Annotated in this window: 20 protein-coding genes; 13 read left to right on the top strand and 7 right to left on the bottom strand. The window is 66.5% G+C overall.

The features are described from left to right. Window positions 1-8: 8 nt before the first annotated feature. Genes GTH33_RS08890 through GTH33_RS08875 form a run of 4 tightly spaced genes read left to right on the top strand, consistent with a single transcriptional unit; the run spans window position 9 to window position 3206 of the window. Entirely contained in the window at window positions 9-869 is an 861-nt protein-coding gene (locus tag GTH33_RS08890) for a CDP-alcohol phosphatidyltransferase family protein (protein ID WP_163958109.1), read from the top strand. Next, on the top strand, window positions 866-1957 hold the full coding sequence (locus GTH33_RS08885; RefSeq protein WP_163958108.1) for an inositol-3-phosphate synthase: 1092 nt from the start codon (window positions 866-868) through the stop codon (window positions 1955-1957). The genes GTH33_RS08890 and GTH33_RS08885 overlap by 4 nt, the downstream gene beginning before the upstream one ends. Beyond that, on the top strand, window positions 1957-2661 hold the full coding sequence (locus GTH33_RS08880; protein ID WP_163958107.1) for an NTP transferase domain-containing protein: 705 nt from the start codon (window positions 1957-1959) through the stop codon (window positions 2659-2661). Before GTH33_RS08885 ends, GTH33_RS08880 begins: the two co-directional genes overlap by 1 nt. A gap of 5 nt (window positions 2662-2666) precedes the next feature. Then, window positions 2667-3206, top strand: a complete 540-nt coding sequence (locus GTH33_RS08875) for a pseudouridine synthase (RefSeq protein WP_249055051.1) — start codon at window positions 2667-2669, stop codon at window positions 3204-3206. A 77-nt stretch (window positions 3207-3283) separates the two neighbouring features. On the opposite strand, the gene GTH33_RS08870 is transcribed toward GTH33_RS08875, so the two are convergent. Beyond that, the gene (locus tag GTH33_RS08870; protein WP_163958106.1) at window positions 3284-4759 is read right to left on the bottom strand and encodes a M61 metallopeptidase family protein; all 1476 of its coding nucleotides are present in this window, start codon (window positions 4757-4759) and stop codon (window positions 3284-3286) included. A gap of 527 nt (window positions 4760-5286) precedes the next feature. Here GTH33_RS08870 and otsB point away from each other — a divergent pair. Genes otsB through otsA form a run of 3 tightly spaced genes read left to right on the top strand, consistent with a single transcriptional unit; the run spans window position 5287 to window position 9250 of the window. Further along, window positions 5287-6033, top strand: a complete 747-nt coding sequence (otsB, locus tag GTH33_RS08865; protein ID WP_163958105.1) for a trehalose-phosphatase — start codon at window positions 5287-5289, stop codon at window positions 6031-6033. Further along, complete coding sequence (locus GTH33_RS08860) at window positions 6030-7838, top strand: glycoside hydrolase family 15 protein (protein ID WP_163958104.1); 1809 nt, start codon at window positions 6030-6032, stop codon at window positions 7836-7838. The genes otsB and GTH33_RS08860 overlap by 4 nt, the downstream gene beginning before the upstream one ends. Beyond that, the gene (gene otsA, locus GTH33_RS08855; protein WP_163959791.1) at window positions 7835-9250 is read left to right on the top strand and encodes an alpha,alpha-trehalose-phosphate synthase (UDP-forming); all 1416 of its coding nucleotides are present in this window, start codon (window positions 7835-7837) and stop codon (window positions 9248-9250) included. Before GTH33_RS08860 ends, otsA begins: the two co-directional genes overlap by 4 nt. Here otsA and GTH33_RS08850 read toward each other — a convergent pair. Continuing rightward, window positions 9180-10292 (bottom strand): mechanosensitive ion channel family protein, encoded by a 1113-nt coding sequence (locus GTH33_RS08850; protein WP_163958103.1) that lies wholly within the window; start codon window positions 10290-10292, stop codon window positions 9180-9182. The genes otsA and GTH33_RS08850 overlap by 71 nt on opposite strands. Before the next feature lie 274 nt (window positions 10293-10566). Between GTH33_RS08850 and GTH33_RS08845 the strand changes: the two genes are divergently transcribed. Continuing rightward, window positions 10567-10941: a hypothetical protein gene (locus GTH33_RS08845; protein ID WP_163958102.1), complete on the top strand. Its 375-nt coding sequence runs from the start codon at window positions 10567-10569 to the stop codon at window positions 10939-10941. Between the two features lie 76 nt (window positions 10942-11017). Here the strand turns inward: GTH33_RS08845 and GTH33_RS08840 are convergent, their stop codons facing one another. The 3 genes from GTH33_RS08840 to GTH33_RS08830 all read right to left on the bottom strand — a co-directional run bounded on the left by GTH33_RS08840 (window position 11018) and on the right by GTH33_RS08830 (window position 14670). After that, window positions 11018-12106, bottom strand: coding sequence for a PepSY-associated TM helix domain-containing protein (locus GTH33_RS08840; RefSeq protein ID WP_163958101.1), 1089 nt, complete (start codon window positions 12104-12106; stop codon window positions 11018-11020). Window positions 12107-12132: 26 nt separating this feature from the next. After that, complete coding sequence (locus GTH33_RS08835; protein ID WP_243848433.1) at window positions 12133-14166, bottom strand: TonB-dependent receptor; 2034 nt, start codon at window positions 14164-14166, stop codon at window positions 12133-12135. A gap of 69 nt (window positions 14167-14235) precedes the next feature. After that, the gene (locus GTH33_RS08830) at window positions 14236-14670 is read right to left on the bottom strand and encodes a DUF2946 family protein (protein WP_163958100.1); all 435 of its coding nucleotides are present in this window, start codon (window positions 14668-14670) and stop codon (window positions 14236-14238) included. 113 nt (window positions 14671-14783) lie between these two features. Between GTH33_RS08830 and GTH33_RS08825 the strand changes: the two genes are divergently transcribed. The 5 genes from GTH33_RS08825 (at window position 14784) to GTH33_RS08805 (ending at window position 20542) form a co-directional block, all read left to right on the top strand. After that, window positions 14784-15686, top strand: coding sequence for an ATP-grasp domain-containing protein (locus tag GTH33_RS08825; protein ID WP_163958099.1), 903 nt, complete (start codon window positions 14784-14786; stop codon window positions 15684-15686). After that, window positions 15686-16702 carry an LLM class flavin-dependent oxidoreductase gene (locus tag GTH33_RS08820; RefSeq protein WP_163958098.1) on the top strand — a complete coding sequence of 339 codons (1017 nt, stop codon included), beginning with the start codon at window positions 15686-15688 and terminating at the stop codon, window positions 16700-16702. Before GTH33_RS08825 ends, GTH33_RS08820 begins: the two co-directional genes overlap by 1 nt. A 171-nt stretch (window positions 16703-16873) precedes the next feature. Further along, complete coding sequence (locus GTH33_RS08815; protein ID WP_163958097.1) at window positions 16874-18511, top strand: inorganic phosphate transporter; 1638 nt, start codon at window positions 16874-16876, stop codon at window positions 18509-18511. A gap of 151 nt (window positions 18512-18662) precedes the next feature. Continuing rightward, window positions 18663-19517: a UDP-2,3-diacylglucosamine diphosphatase gene (locus GTH33_RS08810; RefSeq protein WP_163959787.1), complete on the top strand. Its 855-nt coding sequence runs from the start codon at window positions 18663-18665 to the stop codon at window positions 19515-19517. Beyond that, window positions 19517-20542 (top strand): glycosyltransferase family 4 protein, encoded by a 1026-nt coding sequence (locus GTH33_RS08805; protein ID WP_163958096.1) that lies wholly within the window; start codon window positions 19517-19519, stop codon window positions 20540-20542. Before GTH33_RS08810 ends, GTH33_RS08805 begins: the two co-directional genes overlap by 1 nt. A gap of 39 nt (window positions 20543-20581) precedes the next feature. Here the strand turns inward: GTH33_RS08805 and GTH33_RS08800 are convergent, their stop codons facing one another. Both GTH33_RS08800 and GTH33_RS08795 read right to left on the bottom strand, forming a co-directional pair. Beyond that, window positions 20582-22084 carry an efflux transporter outer membrane subunit gene (locus GTH33_RS08800; protein ID WP_208404192.1) on the bottom strand — a complete coding sequence of 501 codons (1503 nt, stop codon included), beginning with the start codon at window positions 22082-22084 and terminating at the stop codon, window positions 20582-20584. A 6-nt stretch (window positions 22085-22090) separates the two neighbouring features. Then, complete coding sequence (locus GTH33_RS08795) at window positions 22091-25315, bottom strand: efflux RND transporter permease subunit (protein WP_163958094.1); 3225 nt, start codon at window positions 25313-25315, stop codon at window positions 22091-22093. Window positions 25316-25321 lie beyond the last annotated feature (6 nt).

Here is a 25321-nt window from a genome sequence, read left to right as displayed (position 1 = left end):
AACGCCTGATGACACCGCCTCCCCGGGATGGCTCGCGCGATCGCCGGATCGAGGACCCATCGAATCTCTATCTGATTCATCCCGCGTCGCACGCCTTGCTGCCGTATGCCCTGCGGCACGGTGTGTCGGCGAATGCGGTGTCGGTGATCGGGCTGGGTTGCGGCACGATCGCCGCGGCGGCCTATTCCCACTGGCACGCCCCGGCGATGGCGCTGGTCGGCCTCGTCTTTTCGGTCGCGTGGCTGATCGCCGACGGCCTCGACGGCATGATCGCGCGCGCCACCAAGACCGCAAGCGCCCTCGGCCGCACGCTCGACGGGCTGTGCGACCATGGCGTCTTCGCGCTGATCTACCTCTCGCTCGCCTGGACGGTCGGCACGCTGGACGGGTGGGTGCTGGCGCTCACCGCCGCGGCCGCGCATGCCGTACAGTCGAGCCTGTACGAGGGCGAGCGCGCCCGTTTCCATCGCCGCACCCGCGGGCTGCCGCTCGCCGCGGTGCCGACGCCGACCGGCATGATCCTGGTGCGCCTGTACGACAGCGTCGCCGGCAGCGTCGACCGCCTGTCGATGCCGTTCGAACGCCGTTTCGGCGCCGCCGAGGACCGCCCCGCGTTCGCCGCGGCCTATGCCGCTGCCGCGGTGCCGGTGATGCGGCTCCAGTCGCTGCTGACCGCCAACGTCCGCGTCTGGGCGATCTGCTTTGCCTGCCTGATCGGCAATCCGCGCATCTTCTGGTGGTTCGAGATCGTACCACTGACGCTGGTCACCGCGATCGGCCTCTATCGTCACCGGCGCATCGAGCGCCGTTTCGTTCACGGCATTATGCCGCAGTCCATTCTTTATCAAAGCGAACAGGGTCATTCATGAAGAGCATCAACATCGCCATCGTCGGCATCGGCAACTGTGCGAGTTCGCTCGTCCAGGGGCTGGAGCATTATCGCGAAGGCGCCAACGATCTCGTCGGCCTGATGCACTGGGACCTTGGCGGCTATAAGCCGTCGGATATCAAGGTCGTCGCCGCCTGGGACGTCGATGCGCGCAAGGTCGGCAAGGATGTCGCCGAGGCGGTGTTCGCCAAGCCGAACTGCACCGCCGTGTTCGCCGCGAACCTGCCCGCGACCGGCACCATCGTGAAGATGGGCGCGGTGCTGGACGGCGTCGCCGACCACATGGCCGACTATAAGGACGACCGCACCTTCATCGTCGCCAACGACACGCAGGCCTCGAAGGCGGAGATCGTTGCCGAGCTGAAAGCGTCGGGCACCGACGTGCTGATGAACTATCTGCCGGTCGGCAGCCAGGAAGCGACCGAATTCTACGCCGAATGCGCGCTGGAAGCGGGCGTCGCCTTCGTCAACAACATCCCCGTCTTCATCGCATCCAACCCCGTCTGGGCGAAGAAGTTCGAGGATGCCGGCGTCGCGATCATCGGCGACGACATCAAGGCGCAGCTGGGCGCGACGATCGTCCACCGCGTGCTGACCGACCTGTTCGCCAAGCGCGGCGTCAAGCTGGACCGCACCTACCAGCTCAACACCGGCGGCAACACCGACTTCCTCAACATGTCCAACCACCGCCGCCTCGAATCCAAGAAGATCTCGAAGACCGAAGCGGTGCAGTCGGTGGCGGCGGAACGGCTCGACGACGACAACGTCCACATTGGCCCGTCGGACTATGTGCCGTGGCAGAACGACAACAAGGTCTGCTTCCTGCGCATGGAAGGCCAGATGTTCGGCGGCGTGCCGATGAACCTCGAACTGCGCCTGTCGGTCGAGGATTCGCCAAACAGCGCCGGCGTCGCGATCGACATGATCCGCTGCGCCGCGATCGCCAAGGACCGTGGCATCGCCGGCGTGATCGACCCCGCATCGGCGTATTTCTGCAAGCACCCGCGCCACCAGATGACCGACGACCTCGCCCAGATCGCGGTCGAGGACTTCATCAAGGCCGCCTGATGATCGCCACGGGCCTGCTGCTCGCCGCCGGACAGGGCAGCCGGCTTCGTTCGGTGACGCCGTTCAAGCCGCTCTGCCCGGTCGCTGGGCGCGCGCTGATCGACCATGCGCTCGACAGCATGGCGGCGGCGGGGCTGACCCGCGTCGTCGTGACGCTGGGCTATGGTGCCGACGCGATCGCCGCGCACCTCGCCGCCCGCAGCTGGCCGGTCGAGGTGCTGACGGTGATGGCCGACTGGCACCAGCCCAACGGCGTCAGCGCGCTGGCGGCACGGGCGCTGATCGGGCCGGAGGGCGCGGTGATGGCGATGTGCGACCACCTCGTCCTGCCGCGCCATTATCGCCGGCTGGCGAAGGCCGGCGCCGGCGACGGGCTGCGCCTCGGCATCGACCGTCGCCTCGGCCATGCCTGGGTCGACCCGCTCGACGTCACCTGCGTCGCGACGCACGGCGATGCGATCGTCGGCATCGGCAAGGAGCTGGAGCCGCACGATTGCTATGACACCGGCGTCTTCGCGATCTCGCATCGCTTTTTCGATGCGCTGGAAACGCTCGACAGCCCGTCGCTGACCGAGGGCGTCCGCATCCTCGCCGCGGAAGGGTCGGCGAAGATCGTCGATTGCAGCGATCTCGACTGGCTCGACGTCGACGATGCACCCGCGTTCGCGCATGCCGAGGGCTGGATGACGAAGCTCGCGGCCTAGCCGCCGTGCTGATCCTGTTCAACAAGCCGTACGACGTCCTCAGCCAGTTCACCGATCGCGGCAGCCCGACGACCCGCGCGACGCTGTCCGACCATATCGCCGTACCCGATGTCTATCCGGCCGGGCGCCTCGATCGCGACAGCGAGGGGCTGCTGCTGCTGACCGACGACGGCCGGCTGCAGGCGCGTATCGCCGATCCGCGGTTCAAGCTGCCCAAGACCTATTGGGTGCAGGTCGAAGGGACGCCGGACGACGACGCCCTCGACCGCCTGCGCCGCGGCGTCACGCTGAAGGACGGCCCGACCCGCCCCGCCACAGCCGCGCGCATTGCGCCGCCGACGATGCTCTGGCCCAGGACGCCCCCCATCCGCGTCCGCCAGTCCATCGCCGACACCTGGCTATCGCTCACCATCACCGAAGGCCGTAACCGCCAGGTCCGCCGCATGACCGCAGCCGTGGGCCACCCGACCCTGCGCCTGATCCGCTGGAGCATCGGCGACTGGACGCTGGACGATCTTGCACCGGGCGCGTGGCGTCGGGCCTAGGCCGGTTGAGCTGACGGGGGGCGAACTCCCTGCGTTGAACCGTTGCCAAGGGTTTTGGCGGAAGGGCGGCTTCCGGGTCAAATCGCTTGCCACTCGTAACCGTCGTAGGTCCGGCCGCCGCTCGTCGAGCGAGTCGGACGAGCCCGCAGCCGATCGCCAAAGGCGTTCGGCGCTGGCACAATCATGCTGCCTTCCAGCACTGTGTCGCGGAACGAGGCGACCGCGTCTGGTCCTCGTTCGCGTTTCAGCCAAGCCTCCCAGCCTTGCATCGTCAGCGGCTGGCCAGCGCGGCGGTCTTCGAACAACGGGCGCAGCGCCGTCAGCAGTGTCCGACGTCCGTCGGAGGCCGCCCGGATCTGCGCGTCGAGGTTGGCGAAGTACATCATGCCGCGTCCATAAGGCACCCGTCGTACGTCCTCGCAAGCGAAGGGTGTCGCCTCGATTCTGTCCATGGTCCAGTTCCGTGCCTCGCTGCCGTAATAGTCCTTGGCCCATTTGCCGATTTCACCAGCGCAATCGCTCCATTGTCGAAGGCCGACCTCACATGGCAGCGTAGCCGAGACGTAGACGGTGAGCCCCTCGTTGAACCAGGGAGCTGGTCGATCGCCAAACTGCCCCACCCAGTTGTGCGTCATCTCGTGAGCGATGGTTCCTTTTACCCGCTCCACGTCTTGTCCCGGCAGATAAGTCGGTGATCCCACCGTGATGAGGCTCGCGCCATTGGCGACCGACGCCGTGCCAGTGGCGAACGACGGCGCATCGAGCGCGCGGATCGCGAGAAGGTAACGAGGTTTGCCGAGATAGCCGAAGGTGTCCGCGAGCGACGTGTAGACCCGGCGTGACCAGGCCATCATTGCCGTCGCATCGAAGGGCGGGGCGCCGAGCGTAAAGGCGTTGAAGCTTTCGCCGGGTCGCTTCTGCCCTGCCTTCAGCGGTCCTGCCATTATCCATCGATCGATCAGGGCCTCGGGCGACCCATGCACGATCAGCATATCCGTGCCGCCGGCGATGACGCCGCTGGATCCGGAGGCCATGCGCGACAAATCCCAATGCAGGGTCGATCGGCGCAGACCCTGAATCTCGGGCAGTACAAGCAAGCTGCCGCTATTCCCCGCGACGCCCAGACCGGCCGCCTTCATGCCATAGGGCGGCCCGCCTTGCGCGAACGGCGTCAACGGCAGTCGATAGCGGACGATCACGTCACCGTTCAGATCGCGGTCACTCGTCCAGCGTCGAGCTGGACCGGCAGGGGTCGCCACCTCGCTGGTGCTGGTGCTGGCTCGTCCGCCGGCATCCGCGACCGTGAAGTCAGAGACGACCGAGCCGACTGGCACCATGCCGGCAAACCGCACGGGTGCCGACAACCTCAATCGCTGAGGTGCCCCGGCCATGGTGATCCGTTCCTCGATGCTAATGCCGATAACCCGGTGAGATGCGTCCGTCTCCGGACGTAGCACGATCGCCAGCGCCGGCTCGGTGGTCCCAACATCAGGCCGACGCGAAGACGCCCAGGTGGGAAGCGTGGCCGTCACAATCAGCGATGCGCCCGCCAACCATGCAGCGAATATCGATCGTACACTCATGTGACAGCGCTCCTCGAACACCCAGGTGACATCAGCAGCTTATTTTCTCAACGGCCGACAAAAGCCGTCCCGCATCAGCAGCTGCTAGCAATGACGACGAGCAAGTTGAGCAAGACCGCTGCCGCGGGCGTGATCGCCGTGCGCGATGAGAATATTGTGCATGCTTGCGCTTCACCGAATGTGCCGTCGAGCGCTGGCGATTAGAGGAACGAGCGGCCGCAACTGGGCGTAAGCGGAAGTAACCCTCGATCTGGCATCAGCCCCACCCCTCAATCCACCAACGGCAGGACAAACCGCTGTCCTACACGCCGCCGCCACGATATCTTCCGCCGATGCCCATTCCCGCCGCCCCGTCGCCCCGCTTCGTCGGCGGGACGGTGCGGGGGCGCGTTCCGGACGACACGTGCCGTCAACTTCGGCAACTTCCGCGCCGGCCGACTCGGCGCGGCCCATGCACCGCCTTGACCCTCCCCGCCCGATCCCCGACACGCCGCTGCGTGACGCACCTCCCCCCGCCCCCCGCCGACCTGCTGCGCGACGCCGCGCTGTTCCTCGATTTCGACGGCACGCTCGTCGAATTGCAGGACCATCCCGATGCCGTCGCGGTGGATGCCCGGCTGGGCGGGCTGATCGATCGGCTCAGTGCGGCGCTCGATGGCCGGGTCGCGATCATCTCCGGGCGTCCGGTGGCGGGCATCCGCGCGCTGTTCGGCGATCCGCATTTCGCCATCTCCGGCAGCCACGGGCTGGAGGTCGCATGGCCCGACGGTCGCCACGACCGCGCGGAACGACCCGCCGCCCTCGACCGTATAGTCGTGCAGATGAAAGCGTTCGCAACTGCAACAAACGGCGTCCTGGTCGAGGAGAAGCCGCTCGGTGCCGCGCTCCACTATCGCGCCGTCCCCGCCGCCGAGGGCGCCGCGCGCGACCTTGCGACCGGGCTCGCCGCCGACGCGGGGCTGCACTTGCAGACCGGCAAGATGATGATCGAGGTGCGCGTCGCCGGCGCCGACAAGGGGACCGCGCTCAACGCCCTGATGCAGGCGCCGTTGTTCGCCGGACGCACGCCGGTGTTCCTGGGCGACGACGACACCGACGAACCCGCGATGATCGCTGCGCGCGACCTCGGCGGCGCGGGCGTGCTGATCGGCGCGCCCCGCGCCACCGCGGCGACATGGCGGCTCGACGGCGTCGCGCAGACCCTCTCCTGGCTCGAAGCCGCAACCGAAAGCCTTGGCCAATGACCGTCGGTCCAGTCCCTGAATCCGCCGTTTCCGTGGATCTCTGGCCGATCGGCAATTGCCAGGTCAGCGCCCTGGTCGATCGCGCCGGCCGCTTCGTCTGGGCCTGCGTCCCGCGCGTCGATGGCGATCCGCTGTTCTCGGCGCTGGTCGGCGGTGCGGAGCCCGATGGCGGCTATTGGTCGATCGCGATCGAAAATTCGGTCAGCGTCGAACAGCATTACATCCGCAACACTCCGATCCTGGTCAGCACGCACACCGACAACGCCGGCAACGTGCTGGAGGTGGTCGATTTCTGCCCGCGCTTCGCCCGTTCGGGGCGGACGTATCGCCCGGTCGCCTTCGCGCGCATCGTCCGCCCGGTGCACGGTTCGCCGCGGGTAACGGTCCAGCTGCGCACCACGTGCGGCTGGGGCGGCACCTGCCGCGAACAGATCGGCGGATCGAACCACCTGCGCATCCTGCTCGATTCGATGCAGCTGCGCCTCACCACCACCGCACCGATCGGCATGGTGCAGGAGGAGCGCACGTTCCGACTGGAACGGCCGCTGCATTTCTTCCTCGGTCCGGACGAAAGCTTCAGCGGCGACCTTGCCGAAACGCTCGATGCGATGCTGGCGCAGACCACTGCCGAATGGCAGGAATGGGTCCGCGGTCTCGCCATCCCGCTGGAATGGCAGGATGTCGTCATCCGCTCGGCGATCACGCTGAAGCTGTGCCAGCATGAGGAGACCGGCGCGATCGTCGCGGCGCTCACCACATCGATCCCCGAACATGCGGGGTCGGAACGCAACTGGGACTATCGTTACTGCTGGATCCGCGATGCCTATTATACGGTGCAGGCGCTCAACCGGCTGGGTGCGCTCGACGTGCTGGAGGGCTATCTCGGCTACCTCCGCAACATCGTCGACAGCGCCGCGGGCGGGCACATCCAGCCGTTGTACGGCGTGCTCGGCGAAGCGACGCTGGAGGAACGCTTCGCGCCCGCGCTCGCCGGCTATCGCGGCATGGGACCGGTGCGCGTCGGCAACCAGGCCTATGAACAGATCCAGCACGACGCTTATGGCCAGATCGTGCTGTGCAGCGTTCACGCCTTCTTCGACCAGCGGTTGTTCCGCCAGTCGGGGCGCGAGGATTTCGAACGGCTCGAACATGTCGGCGAGCGTGCCTGGCAGTTCCACGACCAGCCCGATGCCGGGCTATGGGAGCTGCGCACACGGCAGAGCGTCCACACCTATTCCTCGGCGATGTGCTGGGCGGCGTGCGACCGGCTCGCCAACGCCGCGCACGCCCTCGACCTGCCGGAACGTCGCGACTTCTGGCAGGATCGCGCCGATCGCATCCGCAACCAGATCGAAGCGAGCGCCTGGCGGCCGGACACCAACCGCATGTCCGCGACGTTCGCGGGCGACGACCTCGACGCCAGCCTGATCCAGCTGCTCGACCTGCGCTTCTTCGAACCGGGCGATCCGCGTTTCATCGGTACGCTCGATGCGGTCGAAAAGGGCCTGCGCCGCGGCAGTCACATGCTGCGCTACGACACCGAGGACGATTTCGGCCTGCCCGAGACCGCGTTCAACGTCTGCACCTTCTGGCTGATCGAGGCGCTGCACTTCACCGGGCGCGAGGCGGATGCGCGCGCGCTGTTCGACGAGATGCTGGCACGTCGCACCGCAGCGGGCCTTCTTTCCGAAGACATCGACCCGACATCGGGGGAATTGTGGGGAAATTACCCGCAGACCTATTCGTTGGTGGGCATGATCAATTGTGCCGCCCTGTTGTCCAAACCCTGGAGTTCGATCCGCTGAGCCGTCTCATCATCATATCCAATCGTGTGTCCGCGCCGACCGGCTCCAACTCCGGCGCGCAGGGCGGGCTGGCCGTCGCCCTCGCCTCCGCGTTGCGCGAATATAAGGGGATGTGGTTCGGCTGGTCGGGCGAACAGACGGACGAATATACCGGCCAGATCACCTTCCAGCGCAACCAGGGCGTCACCACCGCGACCGTCGACCTCGAAGAACAGGATATCGAGGAATATTACAACGGCTATGCCAACCGCACGCTGTGGCCGCTGTTCCACTATCGCGTCGACCTGGCGGAATACGAACGCGAATTCGCCGGCGGATATCAGCGGGTCAACGAACGCTTCGCCGACACCGTCCAGCCACTGATCGAAGAAGACGATGCGGTCTGGATCCAGGATTATCACCTGTTCCCGCTCGGCGAGGAGTTGCGCAAGCGCGGGTCGAAGAACCGTCTCGGCTTCTTCCTCCACATCCCGTGGCCGCCGCGCCGATTGCTGTCGATCCTGCCCGAGGCGCAGGCGCTGGTGCGCAGCCTGTTCGCCTATGACGTCATCGGCTTCCATACCGAGGAATGGCTCCAGTCGTTCTGCGACTATGCCGAACACGAACTGGGTGCCGCGATGATCGACGGCAACCTTCACCTCGGCGATCGCCAGGTGAAGGTGATGGCCTGTCCGATCGGCATCGATGCGCAGGAATTCGCCGGCCTCGCCACCAGCACGCGCGGCCGGCTGTCGTTCCGGCAGATGCGCGATGCCGCCGTGGGCCGCGACATGATCGTCGGCGTCGACCGGCTCGATTATTCCAAGGGGCTGGAAGAGCGTTTCCTCGGCTATGAACGCTTCCTCGTCGAGCATCCCGAAGAGCGGAAGGAGGTCACCCTCCTCCAGATCGCGCCGCCCAGCCGCGCGACGGTGGGCAGCTACCAGAAGATCCGCAGCAACCTGGAAGGGCTCGCGGGCCGGATCAACGGTGCCTATGCTGATATCGACTGGGTTCCGATCCGCTACGTCAACCAGGGCTATCCGCGCGATGTACTCGCCGGCATCTATCGCGCCGCCAAGATCGGGCTGGTGACGCCGTTGCGCGACGGCATGAACCTCGTCGCCAAGGAATATGTCGCGGCGCAGAACCCGGAGGACCCCGGCGTCCTCATCCTGTCGCGCTTCGCCGGCGCGGCCAGCCAGCTTGCCGATGCGGTGCTCATCAACCCCTATTCCGCCGAGGAGATGTCCGACGCGATCATGATGGCGCTGCGCATGCCGCGCGAGGAACGGATCGAGCGCTGGCGCAAGATGATGGACGTCATCAGCCGCGAGGATATCGGCTGGTGGCGCAAGACCTTCACGGATGCGCTGATGGCAAATCCGCTGGAGCCGGAGCAGCAGGACGAGGATCAGCCGGCGCACGCATGAAGCGGTCGCGCGGCAGCGCCTCCGGCATGTCCGCGCGGATGAACGCATAGATCGCCTCGCGCACCTCGCAGCGCAGGTCGAAGGCGGTCGAGGCGTCCTTGGCCGTCATCAGCCCGCGCACCTCCATCGTCCCGTCGGGCTTGGAATCGGTGACCTGGAGATTGAAGAACCTCTGGTCCCAACGCGGGCTGGCGCGCACCACCTCCGCCAGCTTGTCGCGAATGCGCGGCACGTCGGCGGCGGGGTCGAGATACCAGAACACCGACCCCAGCAGCGCGCTCGTCTCCCGCGTCCAGTTCTGGAAGCTGTTCTCGAGAAATTTGGACACCGGCACCACCAACCGGCGATCGTCCCAGATGCGCACGACGACATAGGTCAGCCGGATATCCTCGATCCGTCCCCATTCGTTGTCGATGATGACGACGTCGTCGATCCTGATCGGCTCGGTGAAGGCCATCTGGATACCGGCGATCAGGTTCTTCAGCGCCGGCTGGGCCGCGGCACCGATCGCCAGACCGGCGACGCCCGCCGACGCCGCCAGCGTGACGCCGATCGTGCGCACCGATGGAATGCTCATCAGCATCATCATGACGGTCAGCATCACCAGCAGGAATACGCCGATCCGGTGCAGGATGCCGATTCGCGTCCGCCGGCGCCGCGCCCGCAGATTGTCCGCCGCGCTGATGTCGAACCGCACCTCACTGAGGTCGCGATAGGCGGTCAGCGCCGCCAGCAGCATCCAGCCGAATATCGCCGGCATCGCAAGGCCGAGCACCCGCTGCCAGATCGTTTCCCAATAGCGCGGCAGATCCAGCCCCGGCCCAGACGCCGCCAGCGCGATGCCGATCACCAGCCAGAACGTCGGCCGGCCCAGCCGGGCGATCAGGATGTCGTCGGTCCGGGTCGCGGTACGCGCGGCAAGGCGCCGCAACACCACGAGCATAACGCGGTGCAGCAGCGCGAGCGCGAGCACGAACGCCGCGACCCCGCTGAGCCGCTGCGCCCAGCCGGGCAGGTCGAGATCGATGTCGAAAATGGTCATGCGCCTAACACGCGCCACGCTTCGGAAGGGTCCGTGTGGCCGACGGAATGCTGCACCGGCGAGACAAATGTCGATTGGTGGAAAGCCAGCATCGTACGGTGATGGGCCAGCGGGCGTGCCACTTTGTCCATCCCCCCATCATGCGAGCGACGGCATTCCTGCGGCAGACCTGTGCGCACCGTTTGGCAAAAGTCATTACGTTCTCGGGCGGAATGAGGAATATCCAATTCGTCTTGGAACGGCATGCTGTCAAATTCGAGCGCTACCGCGGGGGTTGTCGCGACGAGGACCTGTTCAAGTCCTGTCGGGCTTCGCACCCGGCGGCCGTATCTACACAGGCGATCAGACGTTCAGCGACAACACCGGCTCGCTGGTCAATTGCACTGGCGTGAGCTGCGGCGGCTTCGACCGTTGCGACTTCCGCTATCTCGCCGTGCCGGTCGAGCGCTACGTCGCGGCCGGTCGTGCGAACGTCGAAGTGTCCGATGCCGCCAACCTCTGGCTGGACGGCAATTACGTCAAGACCAAGGTTCAGACGGTCATCGAGTCGTTCCCGCTCAACTCCGACCTGGTGGCGATCGCTTCGGGCGGGCAAGTGCCCATCCAGACGGATGCAGGCACGTATGACGCGCTTGGCCGCCGTTATTAAGCGGGTGTCCGCATCGGACTGTAACACGCCGGATCGCACTAAACGGGCCGCCCGATTTCTGCCGGGCGGCCTTTTTTTATGATTGGCGGGTTCGCCGCCGCCCCCACCATCGCCACAGGCCGGTGGCGAACAGTAGCGCGGGCAGCAGTCCCGACACGAACACCAGCCACCGCCCGGCCAAGCCGAACGCCTCGCCATCGTGCAGGGGGTGCAGCCAGGTCAGCAGGGTATCGCCGCCGCTGTCCCGCCGCGCGTCGCGCACCGCCAGCACGCGGCCGTCATAGGGGTCGAGCCAGACGTTGCTGCGGGGAAAGCGCCGGCTCGGCTCGCCGGGCGCCGCCAGGTTGATCCGTACCACCCCGTGTGCGTCGGCGGGCGTTTCGATCCAGGCGAGCGATGATCCCGGCAAAACCGCCTGCGCCCGCGCTACCAGACCATCCAGGGCCAGCATACCGCCCGGCCGGGGCGCGCTTGTCAGGACCGGCGTGGCGAACAGCGGCGACGCGCGCGGGACGATCGGCCGGACCTGATCGGGCAGGTCCAGCAGCACGCCGGTCACCGTTAACACGATCAGCACGATCGCCCCGCCGATGCCGGTCCATTTGTGAAGGTCGTACAGCCGGCGCGATCGCGATGCCGCCCGTTTCCAGGCGAGCGATCGCCGCCAGCCGCCGGTACGTGGCCACCATGCCCACAGCCCGCTGACCAGCATGGCGGCCATCACGATGCCGGCGATCCCCATCGCGATGGCGCCGGGCTTCTGCATCAGCAGCCGGTAATGCAGGTCATAGATCCACGTCGTCCAGTAATCGCCCCAATAACCGCGACGGACGGCTTGGAGGCTGACCGGATCGAGCCACAGCATCAGCGGCGCGAAGTCCCGCGCCCGCGTTTCGGCCGGGTGGTAATACCGGATCGGGATCGGTCCGCCGCCTGGCGTCACCTCGATCCGCCACGCGCCCCCGCGGGTCGGATTGTCGCGGCGCAGGGCATCATAGACCGCCTGCCATGACGGCGGTCGTCCGCCGGTCGCGACGCGGGCAAGGCCGGGGTGCAAGGCCTCATCGATCGTCGGGTAGAAGACGAGGATGCTGCCGGTCAGCCCGGTGACGGCGAACAGCAGGCCGACGCCCAGCCCCAGCCACAGGTGCATGCGCCGCACCATGACGCGTATCCGCTGCGCCGGCGTCGTCACAGCGTCAGCCGCACGCTGCCGTACAAAGCACGTCCGTCGGCTGGCGAATGCAGCACCTGGCTGCCGTCGAACCAGACATATTCGTAGCGGCGGTTGCCGATGTTCTTCAGTTGCGCCGCCACTTCCAGCGTCGGCAACACCCGCCACGCCACCTCGCCCGTCGCGACCACATAAGCGCCGTAGCGCGGCAGTGTGTTCGCCGGCGTCAGTTCGTAGCGCGACTGGCCGTTGCCCCATAGCGACACCCGCCACCGTTCGGCCGGCACCACGTCGAGCCCGCCTGAAAACAGGTTGCGGGGCACATGGTCGACCCAGTTGCCGGCCTGCGACGGGGTCGCCGGATCGGGCGTGACGATCCGTGCGCGCTGATACGCGTAGGCGCCCCACAGGTTGACCGCCCGCGCCGGTCGCAGGCTGACCTGCACGTCCAGTCCCGACCGCCGCGTCGCGCCCAGATTGTCGCTGTCACCGGAGGGATCGTTGAGACGCCGCTTGATCTCGCCACTGGCGGTCTGCGTCCAGAAAGCGACGCGCGATTCCAGCCAGCGACCGCGCGCGAACTTGACGCCAGCCTCCCATCCTTCGTTGATCGACGGATCGAGGTCGGTAGTCCGCGGCGGCACTTTGTAGGCGCCAGCGCCAACGCCGATCTGGAAGGTCCGCCCATAATTCCCATAGACGGTGAGGCCCGGCACCGGCGTGATCGCCACGCTAACCTTGGGCTGGTTGATCGTACCGTAAGCGTTGATCGGATAGCGCTGGCCGTTCAGCCGGTTGCGCAGCGTTCCCGAGACGGTGTCGATACGCCAGGCCGGCGTGATGCTCAGCCATCCGGTCGGCTCGACGACCGCCTGCGCATACCCCCCCGCCACGGTCAGGCCGAATGCCTGATCGCGGGTCTGGCTGGTGATCCGGCGATCGGCAGTCAGCCAGCGCAGACTGGCGTTGTCCTGCACCTGCACGTCACCGCCCGCCTCCAGCATCAGGCGATGCAGGAACGCGACCCTGGGGTGGTAATGCAGCGTGGCCATCACGCCATATTGGTCCTCGCGCGTCAGCCGCCGTTGCTGGGCGACGGTGGCGGAAAACCGGACGTAACGGTCATCGTTCATGCCATTGGCATAGCCCTTCGCACTCAAGGCCAGATCCTCGGTAAGGTCGGCATCGAGGTGCAGACTATATTGGCCGAGCCTACGTCGACCGCCGTCGCTCGCGGAAATGGCATAGGATCGCCGACGGTCGCGATAGGCGTCGACGTCCGTCAGATAACCCGGCTCCTCCGCCTCCGCCTGTGCATAGCGAGCGATCCCTCCAAGCCGCACCGATCCCCAATCATAGAACCACTTGCCCGCCAGGCTGATGCGATCGAGATCGGCATGGTCGCGAAAACCGTCGCTGCGGCGGTAACCGACGAAGTAATTCTGGCTGAACCGGCCCGTCTCCACCCCGGCGGATACCTGTCCCTCGGCGGTGCCGAATGCACCCGCCAACAGCCGCGCGTCGAGGTAATCGCCGCCGATCCGCGTGGCGATGTTGGCGCTGCCGGCGATCGCATGCAGACCATAACGCGGATCGGAGGTGCCCCGCACCAGCTCGACCTGCGCGATGTCGAGCGGCATTACCGCATCGATGAACGCCATGCCGCCGTCGTTTGCGTTGCTGGGAATGCCATCGATCAACAGCTTGACCGCATTGATCTCACCCTCCCCATTGAAGCCGCGGATCGAGAAGCGTCCCGATGTCGTCCCCTGATTGAAGTCGGTCAGCGACACGCCGGGCAGGCGCGCGAACAATTCCCAGGAATTGTCGACGCTTTGCCGCTGGGCGATGTCGCCGCCGAGCCGGTCGACAGAGGTCAGCACGTTGCTGGTCGATTGTGCCATGTCGCGTGCGGTGACGACGATGTCGCCGACCGAAAAGCTGGTGTCGCGTTGATCGTGGTCGCGATCGTGGGTGGCGGTCTGCGCCGCCGCCGTCGTGCAGACGGCAAGCATCATGCCTGCCGCTGCCACGGTCTTGAAATAGGTCATGCAAATGTCCCGATCCAGGCGCACGTCTGCGAGGTCGCAAACGGCGCCGTCAATGTCGTGTTGGGCGGATCAGGCGGAGAACGGTGGTCCACGCAAAAATGGCCGCAGGAACGGCCGGGTTCGCGGCATAACCCGCCGTACGGCAGCGAAGCCGAGCGCGAGGACGAACGCCAGCGCGACCGCGAGCAGCACCGCATCGACCGGCATGGCAACGCCATGCGCCAGCGCGGTGAACGGACAGGGCATGTCGGCGGCGGGATGCCCGTCCGCCTTGCCATGGGCGCCGCTCATATGGTCCGGCATGGCAGCGGGCGCCATCGCGTGATGCGGCATCGGCGCCGCAGTGACCGGACCGAAACCGCTGCATATCTGCAGGCTGACGCGGCCGTCGACCACGCCCACCATGAAGCCGGCCGGCACCAGCAGCTTCACCGCCAGCACCACCAGCGCCAGCCACAGGGCCAGCGTGCGATGCTGCAGCGACAGGCGGCGAATGGCGGTCACGCGGCCGTGTTAGCCGCGCTCAGTCGCCATGTCATCGACCTGTGTCGCACCCGACGGCGACAAAGCACGTCCCCCTCCCGCATGCCGTCACGATCGGCTAAGTCCCTGCGGACATGATCGATCTCGCCATCCTTTACGAACACCCCGCGTGGTTCGTCCCGCTGTTCGCCGCGCTGGACCGCCGCGGCATCGCCTATTCGGCGCTCACGCCCGATGGCGACTGGAACCCCGCAGATCGCCACCCGCCGGCACCGCTGGTCTTCAACCGCATCGCCATGTCGAGCTTCCTGCGATCCGGCGAACACCCGATTTTTCACGCCGCCGCGCTGCTCGACCATTGGCGCCGGTCCGGTGCCTCGATCGTCAATGGCCCGGAGGTGCTGGCGATCGATTCGTCGAAGGCGCGGCAATTGTCGCTGATCGCCAGCCTGGGCCTCGACATCCCGGCGACCCGCGTCGTCCACCGCGCCGCCGACGTCGCCGCAGCGGCAGGCCAGATCGGATTCCCGCTGGTGGTCAAGGCGAACATCGGCGGTTCGGGCGCGGGCATCGTCCGCTTCGATTCGATGGATGCATTGCGCGCCGCCGTGGCCGATGGCGACCTGCCGGCCAGTATCGACGGAGTGCTGCTGGTGCAGGACTATGTTCCCGCCCGCGACGGCATCATCACCCGCATCGAGACGCTCGACCGCCGGTTCCTCTATGCCATCGACGTGGCGGGTGGTGGCGCGTTCAATCTGTGCCCGGCCGATGCCTGCATCGTGCCGGGCAGTGGTATCGCGATGACCGCGGTGACGCCCGCCGCCCATCTGATCGACGGGGCGGAGCGCATCGCCCGCGCGATCGACCTCGACGTCGGCGGGGTCGAGGTGATGATCGACGATCGTGACGGCACTGCCCGCTTCTACGATATCAACGCCTTGTCGAACTTCGTTGCCAGGCCACACGAGGTGCTGGGCTACGACCCGCACGACGCGCTGGTCGACTATCTGCTCACCCGGACGAAAGGCACCTGATGCGTTACGGTTACTGGATGCCGGTGTTCGGCGGCTGGCTGCGCAACGTGCCCGACGAAGGGATGGAGGCAAGCTGGGATTATGCCAGGCGGCTGACACAGAATGCCGAGCGGTGGGGCTATGACCTGAGCCTGATCGCCGAATTGAACCTCAACGATATCAAGGGAATCGAACAACCCGCGCTCGATGCATGGTCGACCGCCGCAGCGCTCGCCGCGGTCACCGAGCGGATCGAACTGATGGTCGCGGTACGTCCGAATTTTCACCACCCCGCCCTGTTTGCCAAGGCGGCGGCGAACATCGACCGCATTTCCGGCGGCCGGCTGGCGCTCAACGTCGTCTCGTCGTGGTGGGCGGACGAGGCGAGGCAATATGGCCTGCAATTCGACCGGCATGACGACCGCTATGCACGAACCGAGGAATGGCTGACGGTGATCGATGGCCTGTGGACGCAGGATCGCTTCAGCTTCACGGGGCAATTCTATCGCACCGAGGACGCGATCTGCTCGCCCAAGCCGGCCAAACGCCCCACCGTCTACGCCGGCGGTGAGAGCGAGAAGGCCAAAGCGATGATCGCGGCGCAATGCGACGCCTATGTCATGCACGGCGATCCGGTCGAGGCGATCGCGCCCAAGATCGCCGACATGGCCGCCCGGCGCGAGGCGACGGGCGGCGCGCCGATGCGCTATGGCATGGCCGCCTATGCCATCGTCCGCGACACCGAGGCAGAGGCGAAGCGCGAACTGGCGCGCATCACCACGATCAGCGACCTGCCCGCGGGCTATGCCAATTTCGACCAATGGCTATCCGGCACCCAGCTGGAACGCGAGCTGAAGATCCAGGAATATTCCGTATCCAACCGCGGTTTGCGGCCAAATCTGGTCGGCACGCCCGAACAGCTGAAGGAGCGCATTGCAGAATACGAAGCCGCCGGCCTCGACCTGTTGCTGCTTCAGATGAGCCCGCAAGAGGAAGAGATGGAGCGGTTCGCCGTACAGGTGATGGGCACGGCATAAGCGACCACCGCTCTGGCGAGCCCCCCTCGCCGTCTTCCCGGGACGACCGGCCGCGCAAACATACGGATCGCGGTACGGGCGATCGGTTCCAGACGATGCCCGATGGCTCTTGATCCACGATAAGCCTCTGCTGTCACGAACTCGTCACATTGCGGGTCCACCGGCGATGATATGGCTACCATGGTCTCCGCAGCATCTCCCGCCCCGGCTGCCCACGGCCCGCGGCTCGATGGACACCTGCATCCTGCGGGACGCTGGATCTTCCTCGCCGTGCTGGTCGGTGCGCTCGGCTATGCCGGCGTCAGCATTATCGCCGATACCGCAGAGGTGGGCGAAACGCTCGCGACCGGCGTATTCCTGTTCCTCGGCCTCGCACTGCTGATCGCGCTGGGGTTCGAATTCGTCAACGGCTTCCACGACACTGCGAACGCGGTCGCCACGGTGATCTATACGCATGCCATGCCCGCGCCGCTGGCCGTGGTGTGGTCCGGCTTCTTCAACTTCCTCGGCGTGCTGCTGTCCTCAGGCGCGGTCGCCTATTCTATCATCACGCTGCTGCCGGTCGAACTGATCCTGCACATCGGATCGGCAGGCGGATTCGCGATGATCTTCGCCCTGCTGCTGGCCGCCGTGCTGTGGAACCTGGCGACCTGGTATGTCGGCCTACCCAATTCCTCCAGCCACGCGCTGATCGGGTCGATCCTCGGCGTCGGCGTCGCCAACCAGATGCTGTCGAACACCGGCGGCACATCGGGCGTCGACTGGCATCAGGCGGAAAAGGTGCTGTCGGCGCTGATGGTCAGCCCGCTGATCGGCTTCGGCGGTGCGCTGCTGCTGCTGCTCGTCATGAAGCGCTTCCTGCGCGATCCCAAGCTATACCGGGCACCCGACACCAACGCGCCGCCGCCCAAGGGCATCCGCGCGACGCTGATCCTCACCTGCACCGCGGTCAGCTTCGCGCACGGCGGCAACGACGGACAGAAGGGCATGGGCCTCATCATGCTCATCCTGATCGGCTGCGCCCCCACCGCCTATGCGCTCAACCGTACAGTGCCGGAAAGCGCCACGCCGGCGTTCGTCCAGCAGGCGCGCGCGGCGGAGGTCATCTTCGCCCGCCAGCCGGGGCCGGAGCCGACCTCGATCGACGTTGCCCGCGCGACGGTGACGCAGGGTCTCGCCGCCCGCCGCGTCGATACGCAGGCGATGTACGGCGCGCTGTCGTCGCTGTCGCGCGACGTCGGCGACCGGCTTGCCAGCTACGGCTCGCTCGGCAAGGTCCCCGCCGCCGCCACGCCCAATCTGCGCGGCGACATGTACCTCGTCCTCGATGCCAGCAAGATGGTCGTCGCCGACGAAGGCGCGCAGGCCCGTTTCACCGCACAGGAAATCCAGGGCATCAAAGGCTATGGCCGCGCATTGGAACAGGGCACGCGCTACATCCCGTTGTGGGTGAAGGTCACGGTGGCGATCGCGCTCGGCCTCGGCACGATGGTCGGCTGGCGGCGCATCGTCGTCACCGTCGGCGAACGGATCGGCAAGACGCATCTCACCTATGGCATGGGCATGTCGGCCGAGTTGATGACCGCCGCGACGATCCTGCTCGCCGAACGCTTCGGCATGCCGGTGTCGACGACGCACATCCTGTCGTCCGGCGTCGCCGGGGCGTCCGTAGCGAACGGCGCAGGCCTGCAGTGGCGCACCATCCGCAACATGGCGCTCGCGTGGGTAATGACCCTGCCCGCGGCGATGCTGCTGGCCGGCACGCTGTACTGGATCCTGCTGACGGTGTTGCGAACCACGATGGGGTGATCCCGACCACGATCCTGCCGATGCGGGATCGCGGGATCGTCGACCGCAACACATCCGTCACGCGTTCGTGACCGCGCCGTAACATGCCGCGGGCATAGGCTTTCCCAGGAACAGCGCGTTCCGGGGGGCCGATATGACCACCACCGATTGCATGGGCGACCTGACCGCTGACATCCTCGCCTTCGTTCCCCAGCGGCCGATGGCGCCGGAACGGACCGACAGCGCCCGCCGCCGCTTCCGGACGATCTGGATTTCCGACGTCCATCTCGGCACCCGCGGCTGCAATGCCGAAATGCTCATCGACTTCCTCGACCATGTCGACAGCGAACAGCTCTATCTGGTCGGCGACATGATCGACGGCTGGCGGCTCAAAAAGCGCTTCTACTGGCCGGCGGCGCACAACGACGTCGTCTGGCGGATCATGAAGCGCGCGAAGCGTGGTACCCGCGTCACCTATATCCCCGGCAACCATGACGAGATGTTCCGTCAGTTCGCCGGCATGGACTTCGGCGGGGTGAAGGTCCGGCGCAAGGCGATCCATATCACCGCCGACGGCCGTCGCCTGCTGGTCCTGCACGGCGACGAATTCGACGCGATCACGCTCGCCCACCGCTGGGTCGCGTTCATCGGCGACAACGCCTACACCGCGCTGATGGTGGTCAACCAGTGGCTGAACGTCGCGCGCCGCCGGCTGGGCATGCCTTATTGGTCGCTGTCGAAGCACGCCAAGGCCAAGGTCAAGAACGCGGTCGCTTTCATCTCGCACTTCGAAGAGGTAGTCGCCCATGCCGCCGGGTCGCGCGGCGTCGACGGCGTGGTGTGCGGACATATCCACACCGCCGAGATCCGCCAGATCGGCGACGTCGCCTATTACAACGATGGCGATTGGGTGGAGGGCTGCACCGCGCTGGTCGAGCATTTCGACGGTCGCATGGAATTGCTCCACTGGGCGGACGAGATCGCCAAGCGCGAAACGACCGAGCGCGCCGCCGCGATCGCCGCCTGATGCGGATCGCGCTCGTCACCGACGCCTGGGCACCGCAGGTCAATGGCGTCGTCCGCACGCTCACCTCGATCAAGCGCGAGCTGGAAGCGCAGGGGCATGAATTGCTGGTCGTCTCGCCCGATCGCTTCGCCAGCCTGCCCTGTCCCAGCTATCCGGAAATTCGCCTGGCGCTGGCAAGGCGCAGCACCATCGGCCGGCTGATCGCCGCCTTTGGCGCCGAAGCGATCCACATCGCCACCGAAGGGCCGCTGGGACTTGCCGCGCGCCGTTGGTGCCTGGCGGAACGGATGCGCTTCACCACCGCGTATCATACGCAATTTCCCGATTACGTCGCCGCGCGCACGGGCGTGAATGCGGAATGGATCTGGCGCTACATCCGCTGGTTTCACACGCCCGCGGAGGCGATCCTCACCTCGACGCCCTCGGTCGACACCGTGCTGCGCGGGCATGGTCTCGCCCGGCTGCGCCGTTGGGGACGCGGCGTCGATCTTGCCACCTTCTCCACCGACGGCCCTGCCGACCAGACGATCAAGGCGCTTGCTGGCCCCATCCTGCTCTACGTCGGTCGCGTCGCGGTGGAGAAGAACATCGAAGCCTTTCTGGCGGCCGGTACCGCCGGCACCAAGGTCGTCGTCGGCGATGGCCCGGCGCGCGCATGGCTTGCCGCGCGCTATCCGGAGGCGCATTTCCTCGGGCCCAAGTTCGGCGACGCGCTCGCGGCCGCCTATCGCAGCGCCGACGTGCTGGTCTTTCCCAGCCTCACCGATACGTTCGGGCTCGTGATGATCGAGGCGCTTGCCTGTGGCACCCCGGTAGCGGCGCTGCCCGCGCCGGGACCGGTCGATGTCCTCGACGCGACGGTCGGCGCGATCGACCGCGATCTGGATGGCGCGATCCGCCGGGCGTTGACCCTCGATCGCGCCACCTGTGCCGCTTACGCCGCGCGCTTCACCTGGGCGAACAGCGCGGCGCAGTTTCTCGACAGCCTCGCGCCGATCCGCACCTGGAGTGCGCAGGCCGCCTGACGCGATGCCCGCCCCGGCCAAGGCCGGGGCGGTACAGGCTCAGTCCAGCCCGCCACCCAGCGACCGGTACAATTCGACGAGATTGCTGCCGCGCGACAGCCGGGTCGTCACCAATTGCTGCTGCGCCGTGTACAGATTGCGTTGCGAATCCAGCGTGGTCAGGAAGGAATCGACGCCGGCACGATAGCGCGCGTCCGAAATCCGGAACGCGACATTGGCGGCATTCGCCCGTGCCGTCTGCGCGGCGATCTGTTCATCGATGGTGCCGCGCTGCGCCAGCGCATCGGCGACCTCGCGAAAGGCGGTCTGCACCGTCTTTTCATAGGTCGCGACCGCCCCCTGCTGCTGCGCGCGTGCCGAATCGAGGTTGCCGCGCAGGCGGCCGCCGTCGAACAGGGGTAGCGAAACCGATGGCGATCCGGTGTAGGTGAAGCTGCCACCCGCGAACAGACCGCTGAGCGCGGTGCTGATCGTGCCCAGCGTCGCGGTCAGCGAAATGCGCGGGAACATCGCCGCCCGCGCCGCGCCGATGTTGGCGTTCTGCGCGATGAGCTGATGCTCGGCCTGCAACACGTCCGGCCGGCGTAACAGCACATCGGAAGCAACCCCGGCGGGCAGCACCTGCAACGCCGCATCGCCATTGCCCAGCCCCTGCGGTAGCAGATCGGACGTGACCGATGCACCGACGAGCAGGTCGAGCGCATTCTTGTCCTGTGCCACCCGCGTCTTCAGGACGGCGATGTCGTTGCGTGCGGATTGATAGGTGGTTTCCGCCTGCCGCGCCTCCAGTTCTGAGGCGACTCCGATGCGGAATTGCGCACGGGTCAATTCCAGCGTCTGCTCGAACGACTTCAGCGAATCCTGCGAAATGCGCAACTGGTCCTGATCGGACGCCAGCGTCAGCCACGCCGTCGCAATCTCCGCGATCAGGCTGATCCGCGTCGAGCGCTGCGCCTCCTCGGTCGCGAAATATTGTTCGAGCGCGGCGCGGTTGAGGTTGCGTACGCGGCCGAACAAGTCGAGTTCGAACGCCGAAAAGCCGGCATTGACCGAATAGAATTCGAGGTTGGACGACGCACCGCCGACGCCGGCACCGGTGCCGGTACCGCCGCCCGTTCCTGCGCCCGTGCCCGTGCCCGTACCGCCGCTGGTGCCGCCGCCGGCCGCCCCGCCCAGTGCACCTGCGGCGCCCTGGATATTGTTGGTATAGGTTCCCGATCCCGAGACGGTCGTTGACGGCACCAGGTCCGCACGCTGCACCCGATATTGGGCGCGGGCCTGCAACACGTTCGCCGCGGCAAGGCGCAGGTCGCGGTTGTTCTCAAGCCCCAGCACGATCGTCTTGCTCAGCCGATCGTCGGTGAAGAACGTCCGCCAGCCGATCTTGGTGACGTCCGGCGCATCGGTGGCCGCCGCCGGATAGACGCCGCCCTGCGGCAGCGCCGCGGGTACCGCGCCGACCGGTCGCACATATTTGGGCGCCAGGTTACACCCGGCGAGCGCGGTCGCCGCGAGCAGACCCAGGACACACTTGCTGTTCATCACCACTCAGGCTCCCTGCGGCGCGGGACGTGACCCGTGCTCGCCGTCATCATGTCGCCGCCGATCGTCGCCGCCGTCGTCATCGTCGTGCGGACGATCCTCGCCCGCCGGCTTCGCCTCGCCGCCGTGGCCGAACAGCCGCAGCACGACGACGAAGAACATCGGCACGAAGAAGATCGCGAGCACCGTTGCCGACAGCATGCCGCCGACCACCGCACGACCGATCGCATTCTGGCCACCCGCGCCCGCTCCGGTCGAGATCGCCAGCGGCATCACGCCGAAGATGAACGCGAGACTGGTCATCAGGATCGGACGCAGGCGCAGCTTGGCCGCCTGCACCGCGGCATCGAAAGGCTTCATGCCTTCGTTGATCCGCTCCTCGGCAAATTCCACGATCAGGATCGCGTTCTTCGCCGACACGCCGATCGTCGTGATCAGGCCGACCTGCAGGTAGATGTCGTTGTTGAGGCCCGTCATCCACGCCGCGAGTACCGCGCCGAGCACGCCGAGCGGCACGACCAGCAGCACCGAGATCGGCACCGACCAGCTCTCGTACAACGCGGCGAGGCAGAGGAATACGATCAGCAGCGACAGGCCGTACAACGCCGGCGCCTGACCGCCCGACAGCCGCTCTTCGAACGACAGGCCGGTCCATTCCAGCGCGGTGCCCGGCGGCAGCTTGTCATGGATCTCCTCCATCGCCGTCATCGCCGCGCCGGTGCTCTGCCCAGGCCCCGGAGACCCCTGGATCTGCATCGCGGGCTGGCCATTGTAGCGGGTCAGCTGCACCGGCGCATTCGCCCATTCCAAGGTCGAGAATGCGGTGAACGGCGCCATCTGGCCGCTGCTGCTGCGCACGTACAGGTCGCCGACGTCATCGGGCGCCAGGCGGTACGGGGCGTCCGCCTGCATATAGACGCGCTTGACGCGGCCACGGTCGATGAAGTCGTTGATGTAGCTGCCGCCCCAGGCGGTCGAGATGGTCGAATTGACATCCGACAGGTCGAGGCCGAGTGCGCGCGCCTTGTCCTCGTCGACCTTCACCTTCAGCTGCGGCGCGTCGTCCAGGCTAAGCGGGCGGACCTGCGCCAGATTGGGGTTCTGCGCCGCCATGCCGAGCATCATGTTGCGTGCCTGGAGCAGCTTTTCGTGACCGATGCTGCCGGTGTCGACCAGCTGCGCATCGAAGCCGGTCGCGTTGCCCAGTTCCTGCACGGCGGGCGGCACCAGCGCGAAGATCATGCCGTCCTTATACTGGCTGAACGCCCCCATCGCACGCCCGACGATCGCCTGCGCCTTGTTCTCGGCACCGCCACGATCCTCCCAGGGCTTGAGGTTGACGAAGACCAGGCCGGCATTCTGGCCCTGGCCTGCGAAGCTGAAGCCGTTGATCGTGAACACGCCCGCGACGTTGGCGCTTTCCTGCTTCAGGAAATGGTCGCGGACGAGGGTCAGGCCCTTGTCGGTGCGCGCGCTGGTCGCGCCGGCCGGACCCTGGACGAGCGCCAGCACGGTGCCCTGGTCCTCGTCGGGCAGGAAGCCCGACGGCAGGCGCGTGAACACGAACACCATGCCCGCAACGATCAGCACGTAGACGAGCAGCGAGCGCTTCCAGCTGCGCGCCGTCCGCTTCACCCCGCCCTCATATTTGTTCTGCGCGGTGTCGAACTTGTCGTTGAACCAGCGGAAGAAGCGCGCGAACAGGCCGTTGCCCTCCCGCTTGGCAGGATCGTGCCGCTTCAGGATCGTCGCGCACAGCGCCGGAGTCAGGATCAACGCGACCATGACCGACAGTACCATCGCCGAAACGATCGTGATGGAGAACTGGCGATAGATGACGCCGGTCGATCCGCCGAAGAACGCCATCGGCAGGAACACCGCAGACAGCACCAGACCGATGCCGACCAGCGCGCCGCTGATCTCGTCCATCGACTTGCGCGCCGCTTCCTTGGGGCTGAGATGCTCGGTGACGATCAGGCGCTCGACGTTCTCGACCACCACGATCGCATCGTCGACCAACAGGCCGATCGCCAGCACCATGCCGAACAGCGTCAGCGTGTTGATGGTGAAGCCGGCCATCGCCATCACGCCGAACGTGCCGAGCAGCACGACCGGGACCGCGATGGTCGGGATGATCGTCGCCCGCCAGTTCTGCAGGAAAAGGAACATGACGAGGAAGACGAGCACCACCGCCTCGATCAGCGTGTGGATCACCTGCTCGACCGACAGGCGGACGAACGGCGTCGTGTCATACGGATAGATGACCTTGACGTCGGACGGCAGCGTCTTGCCGATCTCCTGCGCACGCTGCTTGACCAATTCGACCGTGTCGAGCGCATTGGCACCGGCGGCCAGGCGGACGCCGAAGCCGGAAGCGGGCTTGCCGTTGTACTGGACGTCGAAGCCGTAGTTCTCGGCGCCGAGCTCGACGCGCGCGACATCGTTCAATCGCACGACCGCGCCGCTGGTGGTCGTCTTCAGGCGGATGTTGCCGAACTGCTCGGGCGTCTGCAACCGCGACTGTACCGAGACGGTCGCGTTGAGCATCTGCTCCTTGGGCGCCGGCTGCGCGCCGATCTGACCGGCGGACACCTGGGCGTTCTGCGCCTGCACTGCCGCCGAAACATCGCCGATGGTCAGCTGATAGCTGTTGAGCTTTACCGGATCGAGCCAGATGCGCATCGCATATTGCGCGCCGAACACCTGCAATTCGCCGACGCCCGAGACGCGGCTGACCGGATCCTGGAACTTCGACACGACCATGTCCGACAGGTCGGTGTTGGTGTGCGAGCCATCAGTCGAAACGAGGCCGACGACCAGCAGAAAGCTGGCGGCGGACTTGGTCACCTGGATACCCTGGCGCTGCACTTCCTGCGGCAGCAGCGGGGTGGCGGCCTGCAGCTTGTTCTGCACCTGGACCTGGGCGATGTCCGGATCGGTGCCCTGTTCGAAGGTGAGCGTGATCGTCACCGTCCCCGCCGAGGAGGACGAGGACGAGAAATAGCGCAGGTTGTCGATGCCCTTGAGCTGCTGCTCGATGATCTGCGTCGTCGTGCGCTCAAGCGTTTCCGCATCGGCACCGGGATAGGTGGCGGTGATCGCCACCGCGGGGGGCGCGATTTCGGGGAATTGCGCGACGGGCAGGCTGCGGATCGCGATGACGCCCGCCAGCATGAGCACCATGGCGATGACCCACGCAAAGATGGGTCGATCGATGAAATAGCGAGACATCAGCGG

The sequence above is a fragment of the Sphingomonas insulae genome, assembly GCF_010450875.1.
Taxonomy (GTDB): Bacteria; Pseudomonadota; Alphaproteobacteria; order Sphingomonadales; family Sphingomonadaceae; genus Sphingomonas; species Sphingomonas insulae.
This window is presented reverse-complemented; position numbering and strand designations above follow the sequence as displayed.

What these genes read in the sequence shown, in the direction of transcription:
- GTH33_RS08890 (WP_163958109.1), top strand. Translation starts at nt 9, where the DNA reads ATGACACCGCCTCCCCGGGATGGCTCGCGCGATCGCCGGATCGAGGAC.
- GTH33_RS08885 (WP_163958108.1), top strand. Translation starts at nt 866, where the DNA reads ATGAAGAGCATCAACATCGCCATCGTCGGCATCGGCAACTGTGCGAGT.
- GTH33_RS08880 (WP_163958107.1), top strand. Translation starts at nt 1,957, where the DNA reads ATGATCGCCACGGGCCTGCTGCTCGCCGCCGGACAGGGCAGCCGGCTT.
- GTH33_RS08860 (WP_163958104.1), top strand. Translation starts at nt 6,030, where the DNA reads ATGACCGTCGGTCCAGTCCCTGAATCCGCCGTTTCCGTGGATCTCTGG.
- GTH33_RS08850 (WP_163958103.1), bottom strand. Translation starts at nt 10,292, where the DNA reads ATGACCATTTTCGACATCGATCTCGACCTGCCCGGCTGGGCGCAGCGG.
- GTH33_RS08840 (WP_163958101.1), bottom strand. Translation starts at nt 12,106, where the DNA reads ATGGTGCGGCGCATGCACCTGTGGCTGGGGCTGGGCGTCGGCCTGCTG.
- GTH33_RS08835 (WP_243848433.1), bottom strand. Translation starts at nt 14,166, where the DNA reads ATGACCTATTTCAAGACCGTGGCAGCGGCAGGCATGATGCTTGCCGTC.
- GTH33_RS08825 (WP_163958099.1), top strand. Translation starts at nt 14,784, where the DNA reads ATGATCGATCTCGCCATCCTTTACGAACACCCCGCGTGGTTCGTCCCG.
- GTH33_RS08820 (WP_163958098.1), top strand. Translation starts at nt 15,686, where the DNA reads ATGCGTTACGGTTACTGGATGCCGGTGTTCGGCGGCTGGCTGCGCAAC.
- GTH33_RS08815 (WP_163958097.1), top strand. Translation starts at nt 16,874, where the DNA reads ATGGCTACCATGGTCTCCGCAGCATCTCCCGCCCCGGCTGCCCACGGC.
- GTH33_RS08810 (WP_163959787.1), top strand. Translation starts at nt 18,663, where the DNA reads ATGGGCGACCTGACCGCTGACATCCTCGCCTTCGTTCCCCAGCGGCCG.
- GTH33_RS08805 (WP_163958096.1), top strand. Translation starts at nt 19,517, where the DNA reads ATGCGGATCGCGCTCGTCACCGACGCCTGGGCACCGCAGGTCAATGGC.
- GTH33_RS08800 (WP_208404192.1), bottom strand. Translation starts at nt 22,084, where the DNA reads ATGAACAGCAAGTGTGTCCTGGGTCTGCTCGCGGCGACCGCGCTCGCC.
- GTH33_RS08795 (WP_163958094.1), bottom strand. Translation starts at nt 25,315, where the DNA reads ATGTCTCGCTATTTCATCGATCGACCCATCTTTGCGTGGGTCATCGCC.